Raw genomic sequence first — 13,940 nt, forward strand, 5'->3', positions numbered from 1 at the left:
AGTTAAGCCACTATGGACACAAGCTGTAAGCTATATCACAAGATTGCTAACGTATTTAAGCAAGAGATTCAGGACGGCAAATACCGGGTCGGTGATATGCTACCAGCTGAGCGTGTTATTTCTGAGCAGATGAGTGTCAGCCGCACAGTTGTCCGGGAGGCTATGATCATGCTCGAAGTCGAAGGCTTTGTTGAAGTAAGAAAAGGCTCCGGTATCCGGGTTAAGAATCAGTACGGGAACGTTAACGAACCCGCGGATGACATAACATCCAGCTTTATCCTGAGCTGTGGGCCTTTTGAGCTGCTCCAGGCGCGACAACTCATCGAAAGTAACATTGCGGAATTTGCAGCGACTCAGGCCAGTAAACAGGATTTGGTCTCACTGATGCGGATTCAGGAACAGGCAAAAAGCGAAGACAGAGCCCGGGACTCAAACTGGGATAAAGAATTTCATATCCAGCTTGCCCGCTGCACACAAAATTCAGCTATTGTGCATATTGCAGAGTTACTTTGCGAACAGCGTGAAAATAACCCTTACTGGAAAAAAATGCATGAGCACATTCATGATGAATCCATTAAAAGCTGGTGTGATGAGCATGATGAAATTCTGAAAGCCTTGATTCAACGAGATCCTAAAGCGGCAAAACTGGCCATGTGGAAACATCTGGAAAATACCAAAGAGATGTTGTTTAGCGCAACAAACGATGATTACGATCGTTTCCTGTATTCAGAAAGTCCGATTTTGGATATTCATTAACAGCCTGCCGTAATGTTCGTCTCTCTTTGTGGTCGAACAAATCATTGATAATAAAAACGACACTCTGCCTGTTATACCGGCTATCGCCCAGAGTGTCGTATTAAATGATCCAGCTAAAGTATTAAAGTGTTACACCACTTTTGAATACTGCGATTTCACGGAAGTCATTCTTTTCATTGCGGGTCGGCTCTCCATTGATATGTGTAACAACAACATCAATAAAACGCTTGAGCAATTCATCCATCGGCTCGCCTTCCACCAATGACCCGGCATTGAAATCAATCCAGTGTGGTTTACGTTCAGCCAAGCTGGTATTGGTGGCAATTTTCATGGTCGGAACAGGTCCGCCATAAGGCGTGCCTCTTCCGGTCGTAAACAGCACCATATGACATCCGGACATTGCCAGAGCACTGGTTGCAATCGCATCATTGCCCGGTGCACTTAACAGATTCAGTCCGGGCTTTCTCAGACGTTCTCCATAGCGCAGAACGTCAATCACATTACTCTGGCCAGCTTTTTGTGTACAACCCAAAGATTTCTCTTCCAGGGTTGAGATTCCTCCGGCTTTATTTCCCGGAGAAGGGTTCTCGTAAATTGGCTGACGATGATCGATAAAATACTGTTTAAAATCATTGACCATCGACACAGTGTGGCGGAAAACCGCTTCATCTTCACACCGGCTCATGAGAATTCTTTCAGCACCAAACATTTCCGGTACTTCTGTCAGCACACTGGTTCCACCATGAGTAATCAGGTAATCAGAGAACTTACCCAGAAGCGGATTTGCCGTAATTCCGGAGAAACCGTCAGAACCACCACACTCAAGCCCGAATTTCACTTCGCTCAATGTACCGGGCTGACGCTGATCCGTTTTCATAACAGCCAACAGCTCTTTCATTAAAGTGATGCCGTGTTCAGTTTCATCATCATGCTTCTGGCACACCATGAAACGGACCCTGTCACGATCAAAATCACCCAGTGTTTCTTCAAACACAGACACCTGATTATTCTCGCAGCCAAGTCCGATAACCAATACACCACCGGCATTCGGATGCTTCACCAAATTTTGCAACAGCGTCCGGGTATTCAGATGGTCATCCCCCAGCTGAGAACAGCCATACTGATGGGTAAACACATGAATACCATCAATCGCTGAAAGATCTTCTTCCTGCTCCAGCTCCCGTTTCATCATATTGGCAATCGCATTCACACAACCAACCGTCGGAATAATCCACAGTTCATTACGAATACCGATATCACCATTTTTCCGCCGGTAGACTGAAACCGGCGCATTCTCAACCTCAGATGTGACTGACTGAAAATCAGGCAGGTATTCGTACTCGTCAAGATCATTCAGGTTGGTTTTTATATTATGTGGTGACACATGCTCACCAACATGAATAGCGGAAGTTGCATGGGCAATGGGTGAACCATACTTAATCACCAGATCATTTTCACCAAAACTCTTCAACGCCACTTTATGAGCCTGTGGAATATCCTGTTGAAGGTGAATCAACTCACCTTCAACACTTATCTCTTCTCCGGCTTTTAAATCACATAATGCAACGGCAACATTATCGCCGGGATGAATTTTAAATAATGATGCCACAATTACCCCTTAATCTGACTTAATGCCTGACGAACACCAGACTGCCTGATCGCTTCAATATTTGCAGTCACCTGATCTGTCAGCCCATCAACTAACGACAAATTCTGTCCCCAGTGAGATGTATTCGCCAGTACCTGCTCAACCAAAGCCTTCACTTTCAAATCACCTGCGTTCACTTTCGCCCAGAGATCAGCATAAAAATCCAGCCAGTGCTGATCATCAGCCAACGGATACTCTCCGGCTTCACGCTGACCATTGTAGAAGCTGATCAATGCGGCCAGGGCAAACGTCAAACCAGTTGGTAAGCGATTATATTTTTGCCGGAATGCTAAAAGCTGAGGCAGAATCCGGGTTTTGTATTTTGTCATGCTGTTCAGCGAAATAGACAATAGCTGGTGCTTAATATACGGATTACGGAAACGGTTCAGGACATCATTGGCAAATCCCTTCAACTCATCTTCCGGTAAGGATAATGTCGGAATAATCTCTTCAAAAATGACAGATTCCAGCCAGGATTCCATTTGCTTATCGGCCATACTTTCACCGACTGTATCGAGCCCGGAGAGGAATGCAACCGGCACTAATGCAGTATGCGCACCATTGAGAATCGCGACTTTGCGTTCTTTATATGGCTTAATATCATCCACAACTTTAATATTGAGTGCCTGAGAGTCACTTAACTGGTCAAGACAAAGCAGCTGGTTCAGCGAATCAGGTCCCTGAATCACAAACAAATAGAAATGCTCCGCACACACCATGAAAGTATCCTGATAACCAATTTGCTCAGTCAGTGCTTTACTTTCATCTTTCGGATAACCCGTTACAATCCGGTCAACCAGTGTTGAACAAAATGTGTTCGCTTCATCCACCCATGCCGAAAATTCTGCCGGTAAACGCCACAACTCAATGTATTGATGAATAATCGCCTTTAATGCATCTCCGTTGTAATCGATCAGTTCACAAGGCACGATAACCCAACCTTTATCCTGAGCGCCGCTAAAATGCGTGAAGCGCTCAAACAACATTTTGGTCAGTTTGGCCGGGAAACTGGCGGGGGGAGTATCCGTGATCTTGTCAGTATCCACATAAGCGATACCAGCTTCAGTGGTATTCGAAAAGATAAAGCGAATCTCTTCATTTTTTGCAAGATCTAACAAGGTCTCAAAGTTTTTATACGCTGAGATTTCACGCGTAACACTTGAGATAATCCGGGTATCAGCAACGGCGTTCCCCTGCTCATTTAATCCGCGGATAAAGGTAGTATACAAACCATCCTGCGTATCGAGAGACGGCGGGAAATCACTATCAATCGGGCGGACAACCACAACGCCTGCGTTGAGATCGGTGTGCTCATTCAGTTGATCAATTTGCCAGTCCAGAAAAGCCCGTAAAAAGTTCCCTTCCCCAAACTGGATAATTTTTTCAGGATAACGGCGATTGTCAAAATCGGTTCTGTTCAATTGCTTCATTTCTGCTATTCCAATCAGGTTAAGGTCTACTTTTTATCTTGAATGCCAAAGTACTGCTTTGCATTGTGGTAACAGATATCTGCAACCATCCCGCTCAGTAATTCAAAGTCATTCGGTGCTTCACCATTGGCAACCCAGTTACCAATCATTTCACATAAAATACGACGGAAATATTCGTGTCGGGTGTAAGATAAGAAGCTGCGGCTATCCGTCAGCATACCGACAAACCGGCTCAGAAGGCCTAACTGTGCCAGCTGGGTCATCTGCCGCTCCATGCCGTCTCTCTGATCATTGAACCACCAGCCCGAACCAAACTGAATTTTGCCCGGCGTGCCGCCGCCCTGGAAGTTGCCGCACATAGTAGCCAGAACTTCGTTATCACGCGGATTTAAACAGTAAAGAATTGTTTTCGGCAGCTGGTCTTCGCGATCGAGCGCATTCAATAGTTTTGCCAGTGGCTGTGCAACCAGACCATCATTGATTGAATCAAAACCGGTATCCGGACCCAGTAAGTTGAACATGCGCTGATTGTTATTGCGCAAAGCACCAATGTGATACTGCTGCGCCCATCCGCGTTTCGCATATTCTTTACCAAGGAATACCAGAACGGCTGTTTTGAACTGAGCTGCTTCAAATTCAGAAACATCACCGCCACCCAGTCGTTTTGTGAGAATCACATTCAGCTCTTTTTCTGAAGCTTCTTCATAAACCACGGTATCCAGTGCATGATCAGAAATACAACAACCATGCGCTGCAAAATGTTCCAGACGTTTTGTCAGCGCATCACACAGGCTGTCAAAAGAATTAATCTCAACATCAGCAACAGCACTCAATTGACGGATATAATCAGCGAATGTATCCAGATGAATGTTGAATGCCTTATCCGGACGCCAGCTCGGTAACATTTGAACGGAAAATTCCTTATCAGATGCAACGGTCTTATGAGCAGACAGATCATCAATCGGGTCATCCGTCGTACCGACCATTTCCACATTCATTTTCTGCATCATCGAGCGGGCAGAAAAATCAGGCATCTCTAACATCTCATTACATTCATTCCAGATACGCTCCGCTGTATTTTCATTCAGGTTCACACCTGTTATACCAAACGGACGACGCAGCTCCAGATGCGTCCAGTGATAAATAGGATTACCTAAAGTCGCAGGGACGGTTCTGGCAAAGGCAAAGAACTTTTCTTTATCACTGGCATCCCCGGTACAAAAGCGCTCATCAACGCCATTACTACGCATTGCACGCCATTTATAATGATCGCCACGCAACCATATATCTGTCAGATTTGTAAACTTATAATCATCCGCGACCTGAAAAGGAGGCAAATGGCAATGATAGTCAATGATAGGAAGATCTGCCGCAACATCATGATAAAGACGTTGTGCTAACTCAGTGGTGAGTAAGAAATCGGAACAAAGAAAAGGTTTCATAATCTACAGGCCCATTTGTCATACCAATGATGATAATTTACAATCAATGGCATAATTAATCAAATCTCTTCAAAACCAAAATAAACACTTTAAAATGAGCCAGTTAAAGAGACAATCAATTTTCTGTGCTTTTTTTAGTCAAAGAATTGTTAATTTGATCATATATATTTTTATCAAAATACTACCGAGATCTCATAACAGAATAAGAAATGCACCATAAGTTATCACACCAATAGTATTAACAGATGCCATCAGGACATTTTTGTATCCCCGGAGAAGGTATCTGAGAGTGATAATTGATGTCATAACAGGCAACAAAGACAAAGAATGAGGTCGTAAAAGTGGTGTGATACGGGAGAACCCCGGTTGCAGGTAAAGAACCGGGGACAGGACTGACATTCAACGTAGAAAGACTATGTCTGCAGCTCAGAAACCAATCAATTCTCGCTGAACATGCATATTGAGGTCACTTGGGTATGAAACAAATAAGTAACTGCGTCATTCACCGGAAAATCAGAATCAGTCAAAGATACTCTTTTCAGCAACGCTTCTCTGCAACAGACGCTCCTTTCCGGCCGGGAATTCCGGTTGCCAGCCAGAAAAAACAGAACCCACATCATAGCGATTCATTTGTTCTGTATTCAGTTGCGGGCGATGAGCATCATCAGCACCGGGACCGGTACTCCTGAACTCCCAAAAACGGGCATCTTCCGGGTAAAACCAAATCGTTTCCTGATGCTTATTCCGTCCGCCCATTTTATCCCAGCCGTAAAGGTGATCATCTAAATGACAATGGATAAAAGCTGCATGGCCGATCGCATCCGGATCTGCATAGCTCCCGTCATCAAACTGAGTAGTCGGATGCCATGGACGGCCTAAGCCATAACTCTCAGCCGGAACCCGCTCTTCTTTAGAAAGCCGGCAATTTTTAAAAACAAACCCAAATGGCTGTTCAATGGAAGTACATGGCGCAACAAGGTAACCATATGGCTCATCACGACTGACATCATCCCTGTATCTGGCCACAATATCGCAATCTTCGAACATTGCTGTCCCGCCACCAAAGATGAAATCAACGGTTCCAGTGATCAATGACTGATGAATATAAGTTCGTCCGGCATACAGGTATAAGGTATCGTGATAACTTTCCAGACGCACATTATGTAGCTGAACCCGGTCTCCCTGATGGGCAACCAGCAAAGCAACAGCCTGTGTATGGGTAAGTTTGGTTGGATCATCATCAGGCTTTTTTTGATTACCGGGAAAATCAAATCCATTCGCAATTGTCAGTGAGGTGGCTGAAAAATCAGCCGCATTGACACTGATAGTTCTGCTGCCGAATGTCGCAAACTTTCTGCCGGATGAATCAAGCATGCCATTGGCTACAGACGCAGTGATAATCGTCTGATCGCGATCTTCTCCAATCAGTACCACATTGGGGCGGGTAATTTCAAAGCTTTCCTGATAAACCCCTTTGCGAATAAAAATGACATACTCAGAATCATCCTGAGGCGCGTTCTCAATTGCCTGCTGTACAGAGCGAAAGTCCCCGTCCCCATCTGAAGAGACAATCACATCATAAAATGAAAATAAACTCATATGCTATTTGGTTTACACTCCTGAAAAAGGGTGATTGAGTCATCTCTTCAGAAAAAGCAGCTTAATGGAAATAATCCACCTGTTGTTTTAAGTCTTCGGCATCTTTTTCCAGAGATTCTGCACTTTCAGATGTTTTCAGGCTGATTGACCGGCTTTCCTGGTTCAGTTGACTAATCGCCGAAGCACTGTTTGACACCTGAACCGATACCTGAGCCTGTTGATCAACAATCGTCGTAATTTCTTCGGCCTGAGTCGCAATCGAATTCACCTGCATTGCAATTGATTCCAATGCTGTTCCTGCTTCCTGAGATTCTTCAAGCACCCGGTTTGCCTGAGCCTGGCTCTGCTCAGTTGAAGACACAGCATCCCGTGTTGATGCTTTTAGCTGATTAATAATATCAACCACATTTTGCACTGAGGTCTGGGTTCGCATTGCCAGCGTTCTGACCTCATCGGCAACCACAGCAAACCCTCTGCCCTGGTCGCCGGCTCTGGCGGCTTCTATCGCCGCATTCAGCGCTAACATATTCGTTTGTTCCGCAATATCATCAATCATTTGCGTCACACTGTGAATGCTTTCACTTTCCTCACTCAGCCTCTGAATCACTTCGTATGAACGTGTGAGCTGTTCATTCAAGGCTGCGACGTTATCGCAGACGGAGCCAACGACTGAAAGACCGGACTGCGTGTCCTGATTTGCTGCCCGGACATTACCGGCAATCGACTCAACCTGTTGGGAAACCGACTCAGCTGATGCCGCCATTTCTTCAATCGCAGTGACAACCTGCTCAACCTGTTGCTGCTGTACATCCAGCTGTTTTAAGCTGGCACCGGCATCATGCGCAACACTAAGTGACTGCTCACTGACTCTGCCACTGGTTTCCCGGATTTGTTCAACCAGCTGATTCAAATGAACTGCCATTCCGCGAACGCCCTGAGACAGAATCGTCATCTCATTATTTGATTCCCGCTCATCCACAGAAATATTTAAGCTCACCTCACCTTCACCAAGGCGCTCCATATATTGAGTCAATTGTTTCAGTGGTTTTAGGGTACGATGAATGATCAGAGTCATCAAAATGTAAGTTGCAAAACCAACCCCGACCGAAATAGCGGCAATAATCATTAACAGCGTCTGACTGTCCCGGGTAATTTCATCGGTCCATGTTCCGCCAAGCAATACCCAGTTCCAGCCGGGAACCTGCTTATAGACCATGTATCTTTCCCGTTTTTTACCATCAATACCGACAGGGAAACGCAGAATACCTTCTTTAGAGCCCTGAATGCTGGTAAATGTTCTTTTGCCATCCGCATCAGTAAACTCTGTCATGTTCTTCAGTGAATCGGTTCCATCAACAGAGCCGAGCAAATAATTGCCAAACCGGGCTGAATGGTTATCAGCCACGACCGTCTCACCCGTATCGCCCCAGCGCACATTTTTCAGAGAATTCAGAATAGCTTCTGTCGCTTTCTGGACCGGCAGAGCAATCATAACAATTGCACCAACTGCATTCTCATCATCAACAATCGGGTCATAATAAGTCATATAGGTGTGACCAAACATGGATGCCTGTGTGATATAAGGCTGGCCACTTTTCAGTTTCTGAAACCCCGGATGAGAAGAACCTAATATGTTGTTAATATTGCGTTTTCCTTCGTCATCCTTCTGAGAACTGGCGATACTGAACCATTCCTCACCCGTCGAAGAATACAAGGTGACAAACGCACCTGTGTCTTTGGTAAAAATATCAACTAAATCGGTATTATTAACCAGAGGTAAGCCATATAAGTCAATATTCCGGATCTTCTGGCCAGCATATTCAACCATTTCTTTCTGGACTTCAAAACCAGCCAGATAGCCATTTTCAAAGGTTGAGCTTAAAATTCTTGTGGTTTGAACATAAGCATTAAACTGCCCGCTGACGGTTTCAGCAACCGCATTCAATTTGGATTGTTGTTCACTCAGAGAGGATTGCAGAAGAATTTTTGATGCGTTTTGATAAACGATCGTTGCAGTGAAACTAAAACCGATGATTAAGCAAAAAATAATTGCAAGCTTGAGCTGAAGACCGACACTTCTGTTCTGGTAAGATGAAATCATAAATTGCCTCCGTAATTCAATTTCGATACATCACACCAACTACGTGACTGCTTGTTTACTTCTATTCCTTAAAGTGACAAGTTGCAGTTAATTCACTTCAATATAGTCAATATAACTACAGGCTCATATACAGCAGACATATAATGCATCTTGTTACGACTTTACTATCAGAAAGCTTTATTGAGATATTAGCAGAGGACTGCCCCAAATCGCTGAAACAGTCCTCACATTTTATAATTTATTGAGTATCCTTATTATTTTCTACAATTTTTTCTATTTGTTGCACTGCACTTTCATACTGAGCAGCTTTTGCACCAGACGGAATATAAGATGCTTTTTTCAACTGGCTGAGTTTTTCAGCACTCACAACATGACCATTTGCATCCGTTGTTTTACCTTTAGAGATAAAGCGGTTATTTGCTTTCTTAAATGCATTGACCACATCACTGTACTTACTGGTTACATAGAAACGGTAAGAACGATTGTTCTCAAATGTTCCTTGTTTCACCTGACCAGAATAAGGGCTCTTACGGAACAGGAAGTTAAAGCGCTTGTTATCGATAGAGACGTTATTATCAACAGTAAATGAACCCGGGTTAAAGTTATCTGTAAATCCATCCATGCTATTACGGAATGCCAGACTGCCTTTAACCACGTGCGGTACAGGTAAACCTTCACCACCCAGTTTGAATCCATTACCACGTGTTCCGCCTTTCTTATTCTTCACAGTCATTGTCTGACCATTCATATAAGCAATTGAATCAATAATGGTCACTGCGCCATCCGGGCCATCTTCAACTTTGTTGAACAGATCATAGCCATCATCGATATTGTGGTGAGAAACACAACGGATTAAAGTATTGCCATCACCGACTCTCATCTTCACAGCAAAGCCATCCGCATTAATACGGGATTTATCCATGTTATTATAACTTTCACTATCACGGATAACGTTATAACTTGCCCATAAAGCACGGCCAACTTTCTTGCTGGATGAAATCTGGAATCCGGTGTCCGGAGAATTGTGAGTCAGCATTCGGTCAAAGTTGTTATGGCTACCATGAACAATCGTTCTTGCACCATCAACTTCCAGATCAGAAACATTCCAGTAGTTCCCTTCATGCATGTAGCGGCCTGTAACTTTCACGCCTTTCTGTGCTTTGATGGTCTTACGGGCACCAGGAGCACCACTGGCAGAAACAGGAATCACTAAACCATCATAGTTACCACGTTCCATCACAATCGTTCCGCCAGCAGGCAGTAATTCAATTGCATCAGCCAGTTTCATACGGCCGTGATTGCCTTTTGGATTCACAACCAGACGCATTGGGTGTGAAATAACTTTTCTGACAACGGTATATGTGTCATGAATTGGTTTTTCAGATGGACCTTCGCTTGGTGTGAAAGTTACGGCCATCCGGGTTTTCGTCCGCGTCAGTTTGGTTGGATAACTGAACATTTCACCCGCTTTCAGTGCCATATCTTTAACCAGCACTTTACCATTCTGAGACGCACTAAATGTCCCTGCATAGTTTGCACGTGCCTGAACAATATATTCGTTCACTGCTGATTTTTCTGAAGATGCGCGCTGAAGTAATGGTTTCACCTGTTTTGCAACATAGCGCGGTGTATCAACCGTATGGGCTTCAGATAGTTTCAGTTTGACATCGCTGACGTGAATTTTTGCATTCCGGGAAGCGAAGAAGCCAACATACTGATAATCAGGATCCTGCATTTCAACAATGTTCGCGTCAGCCCCCTTCAAATTGTACGTTTTATTAACCGTTCCATTATCATAACTCACGTTATAACCGGTATCAGTCCGGGTCAGCGTCATGTGGTAAGGTTTGTTTTCACCATAGGTTACCCCTTTGATGAACTCTTTTTTACTCATCTTGTTGTGAGCAGTACCCCAAGGCTCATAGATACCTTCACGGTAGGCGGCATTAATGTTAATCAGACCATTATTCGCTTTCTTGTTGGCTCTGAGCAGGTTCATCACCATGTTAGAAGCTGACGGGAACTCTTCCAGGCCTTCTGGCTGAGGATTCAGTCTTGGTTTGCCAAGAACATCACGAACCATCAGTCCTGCACCTTCCTGACGGTTTGGTGTAGAACCGGTTTCCGGGCCAAATTGCTCCAGAACGACAGTTGCAGATAAAGTGAAATTCAGATCTGTGGGTAATTTGGTATAGTAAAAAGTGACGCCTTCGTGAGAGTTCGCGATTTTCCCGCCACGACTTTCAATTGTAAACTGTTTGGCTAACGGACCTGCTTTGACAGGTTGTCCGTTTATTGTCACTTCATTCGTTCCGACTTTTTCAGGTCGAATTGTTGACCCAAAATTCAAATCTGTCGATTGACCAAATGTAATTGCCTGCCAGGTCAGATTATCAGTGTTTTTTATATAGTCCGCTGTCGATTGATGAGTACTACATGCTGCTACAGCAAGAACAGATGTCAGTACCAATGGGACTTGTGCTATTTTCATAATCAGCCACCTTGATGAGAACTGGCTTATCCCGGAAATCCACCGGAATAAGCCATAAAGAGATGAGAAAAAGAAGTATTCTTATTAGAAGCTATATTTCACGCCCACACGGAAACGGGGACGCCATTTGTCGTTTGCAGAAACCATTTCTCCGTTGAACTCATATTTGTCACCTGATTTATATGGTTTGAAACCAACTTCAACAAACGGACGCCAGCCGCTTTCCAAACCTTTATATTCACCGGTGAAGTTCAGCTCAGAGAACCAGGATTTTTTATCTTCCCAACGAGGACCAGATGCATCTTCGTTGAATGTGTAATCAAGAGATGCGCCAAATTTCCAGTCTTCTACGCCTTTGTAACCGGCACCGAATGTCCAGCGGTTATAGTGACCATTTTGGGAGTCAACTTTGTTTTCATAGTGATAACGATGACGGAACGATACTGACCAGTCACTGTTCACTTTGTACCCTAAAGTCAGGTTAAACTGGTGACCGACACGATCAGATTTAGATTCCCATTTGTACTGGGGTTTCAATGACCACTTATCATTGATTTTATAAACATAACTGATATTGGCCTGGTTGCCGTTACCTTTTTGCTCCCCGAAAGCATCTTCGTTATCACTTTTCCATTTGGCTTCAATACCAAATCCAATTCCATTTTTGAAACGATGATCAACAGCAACACGATCAGCATGTGAAGCTTTTTGACCATCATATCTTGGAACAATTTCGTGACGAATATTTAATGTTGCGGCCTGTGCTGCTGCACTGGTCAAACCGATTAAAACTGCAGAGACTAAGATTTTCTTATTCATAATGAAACACCATTTCACTTTATCGGATTCGAGATTTCAATTTAATTAAATTCTTAAAAATTCAAACACCGTGAGACCAAATATGTGATCCATGGTTCATTGTTATAATTAAAAAAAAGTCGAATTGTGATCAACCTTAAATACCACAGGATACACTACTAAACAAATAGCATATAATTATATGTTGTCTATATTAATATTGATAAGTTCATATTTAGTAATAACGAAAGAAATAAAATTACAAAAATCAAGAAAACCGTGAGTTCACACAGAGGTATAAATCACATAAATAATAATTTTATCAACAAAAACAGTAGATTAAATACAATAAAACGCAATAGAGAAAAACCCTGAATTGTTGTTCTTTTACAACATTTTGTAAGGCTAATAATAATTTTATTATTTTACAAATAATAAAATAAATTGATTTCAATCAAGTTATTTATATTTTTGACACCTATGGAAATATAAAAAATCCACAAGATTTTTTTAGGGAAAACATCAATATGCAACCACACGCAAATTAATAAATTGACCTATATCACTATCGTTTTTCATTTTTATATGAACCCGATATAAAAAGATAAAACCGCGTTTCATTATTTTTATTGATAATTTAAAAAAAATATAATTATCGATCACAATTATTACATGAATCAGTGGAAGTTAATATTTCATCCTAGTTTAATGAAGATAGAAACTGAAATGTGACCCGGTATTTGTTTCCTACTTTTCAGTAATTAATCTTTAATTAATCGAGGATAAGAAAATGTATGAAAGTCGCAAGCTGGGATTGGCATACTTATCACCCTTCATAATAGGGTTGGTATTGTTTACTGCCTTTCCATTTGTGTCATCGTTTTTGATGAGTTTTACCAATTACGATCTGATGACAACCCCGGATTTTATTGGTCTTGAAAACTACCACTATATGCTTTTTGAAGATGATGTGTTCTGGAAATCAATGAGTGTGACGTTCATGTACGTTTTCTTAACGATTCCAGTGAAGCTCGCATTTGCTCTGTTTATTGCGTTTCTTCTGAACTTCAATCTGAAAGGTATTGGCTTTTTCCGGACCGCGTATTACATCCCGTCAATTCTGGGAAGTAGTATCGCAATCGCCGTTTTATGGCGGGCACTATTTGCAATTGACGGCGTGCTCAACCAGTTCCTTGGGTTCTTTAGTATTGACCCGATAAGCTGGTTAGGTGAACCCTCTTTTGCTCTGTTTACCATTACATTACTACGTGCATGGCAATTTGGTTCTGCCATGGTGATTTTCCTGGCAGCATTACAAAATGTTCCAAAATCACAATATGAAGCAGCCATGATTGATGGGGCCAGTAAATGGCAAATGTTCATGAAAGTGACAGTACCGCTGATCACACCAGTTATCTTCTTTAACTTTATCATGCAAACAACTCAGGCCTTCCAGGAGTTCACAGCACCATACGTTGTGACTGGTGGCGGTCCAATGAAATCAACCTATCTGATTTCACTCTATATTTATGAAACTGCCTTCAAGTTCTTTGATATGGGCTACGGTAGTGCACTTGCATGGTCGCTGTTTGTTGTCGTGGCAATATTTACTGCCATTACATTCCGGTCATCCAAATATTGGGTGTTCTACTCTGGCGACAAAGGAGGTAAATAA

9 protein-coding genes are annotated in these 13,940 nt (G+C 42.9%); 2 read left to right on the forward strand and 7 right to left on the reverse strand.

From position 1 onward, the window contains the following. Positions 1 to 12 precede the first annotated feature (12 nt). The gene (locus OC443_RS14230; protein ID WP_073581467.1) at positions 13 to 756 is read left to right on the forward strand and encodes an FCD domain-containing protein; all 744 of its coding nucleotides are present in this window, start codon (positions 13 to 15) and stop codon (positions 754 to 756) included. Positions 757 to 877: 121 nt separating this feature from the next. Here OC443_RS14230 and OC443_RS14235 read toward each other — a convergent pair whose 3' ends face one another. The 7 genes from OC443_RS14235 to OC443_RS14265 all read right to left on the reverse strand — a co-directional run bounded on the left by OC443_RS14235 (position 878) and on the right by OC443_RS14265 (position 12,286). Continuing rightward, positions 878 to 2,365, reverse strand: a complete 1,488-nt coding sequence (locus tag OC443_RS14235; RefSeq protein WP_073581466.1) for a UxaA family hydrolase — start codon at positions 2,363 to 2,365, stop codon at positions 878 to 880. 2 nt (positions 2,366 to 2,367) lie between these two features. Then, on the reverse strand, positions 2,368 to 3,834 hold the full coding sequence (locus OC443_RS14240) for a tagaturonate reductase (RefSeq protein ID WP_073581465.1): 1,467 nt from the start codon (positions 3,832 to 3,834) through the stop codon (positions 2,368 to 2,370). 26 nt (positions 3,835 to 3,860) lie between these two features. Beyond that, entirely contained in the window at positions 3,861 to 5,276 is a 1,416-nt protein-coding gene (gene uxaC, locus OC443_RS14245) for a glucuronate isomerase (protein WP_073581464.1), read from the reverse strand. Between the two features lie 519 nt (positions 5,277 to 5,795). Further along, positions 5,796 to 6,875 (reverse strand): pectinesterase family protein, encoded by a 1,080-nt coding sequence (locus OC443_RS14250; RefSeq protein ID WP_083601567.1) that lies wholly within the window; start codon positions 6,873 to 6,875, stop codon positions 5,796 to 5,798. A gap of 61 nt (positions 6,876 to 6,936) precedes the next feature. Continuing rightward, positions 6,937 to 8,976, reverse strand: coding sequence for a methyl-accepting chemotaxis protein (locus tag OC443_RS14255; RefSeq protein ID WP_073581463.1), 2,040 nt, complete (start codon positions 8,974 to 8,976; stop codon positions 6,937 to 6,939). A 238-nt stretch (positions 8,977 to 9,214) separates the two neighbouring features. Next, entirely contained in the window at positions 9,215 to 11,467 is a 2,253-nt protein-coding gene (locus OC443_RS14260; RefSeq protein ID WP_073581461.1) for a right-handed parallel beta-helix repeat-containing protein, read from the reverse strand. An 84-nt stretch (positions 11,468 to 11,551) separates the two neighbouring features. Further along, on the reverse strand, positions 11,552 to 12,286 hold the full coding sequence (locus OC443_RS14265; protein WP_073581459.1) for an oligogalacturonate-specific porin KdgM family protein: 735 nt from the start codon (positions 12,284 to 12,286) through the stop codon (positions 11,552 to 11,554). An 865-nt stretch (positions 12,287 to 13,151) separates the two neighbouring features. Here OC443_RS14265 and OC443_RS14270 point away from each other — a divergent pair. After that, complete coding sequence (locus tag OC443_RS14270; RefSeq protein ID WP_234976353.1) at positions 13,152 to 13,940, forward strand: carbohydrate ABC transporter permease; 789 nt, start codon at positions 13,152 to 13,154, stop codon at positions 13,938 to 13,940.

The sequence above is a fragment of the Vibrio quintilis genome (assembly GCF_024529975.1).
In the GTDB taxonomy this organism is placed as follows: domain Bacteria; phylum Pseudomonadota; class Gammaproteobacteria; order Enterobacterales; family Vibrionaceae; genus Vibrio; species Vibrio quintilis.

Excerpts from the sequence above, each read along its gene's own strand:
- OC443_RS14230 (WP_073581467.1), top strand. The coding sequence starts at position 13 with ATGGACACAAGCTGTAAGCTATATCACAAGATTGCTAACGTATTTAAG.
- OC443_RS14240 (WP_073581465.1), bottom strand. The coding sequence starts at position 3,834 with ATGAAGCAATTGAACAGAACCGATTTTGACAATCGCCGTTATCCTGAA.
- uxaC (WP_073581464.1), bottom strand. The coding sequence starts at position 5,276 with ATGAAACCTTTTCTTTGTTCCGATTTCTTACTCACCACTGAGTTAGCA.
- OC443_RS14250 (WP_083601567.1), bottom strand. The coding sequence starts at position 6,875 with ATGAGTTTATTTTCATTTTATGATGTGATTGTCTCTTCAGATGGGGAC.
- OC443_RS14255 (WP_073581463.1), bottom strand. The coding sequence starts at position 8,976 with ATGATTTCATCTTACCAGAACAGAAGTGTCGGTCTTCAGCTCAAGCTT.
- OC443_RS14260 (WP_073581461.1), bottom strand. The coding sequence starts at position 11,467 with ATGAAAATAGCACAAGTCCCATTGGTACTGACATCTGTTCTTGCTGTA.
- OC443_RS14265 (WP_073581459.1), bottom strand. The coding sequence starts at position 12,286 with ATGAATAAGAAAATCTTAGTCTCTGCAGTTTTAATCGGTTTGACCAGT.
- OC443_RS14270 (WP_234976353.1), top strand. The coding sequence starts at position 13,152 with ATGAGTTTTACCAATTACGATCTGATGACAACCCCGGATTTTATTGGT.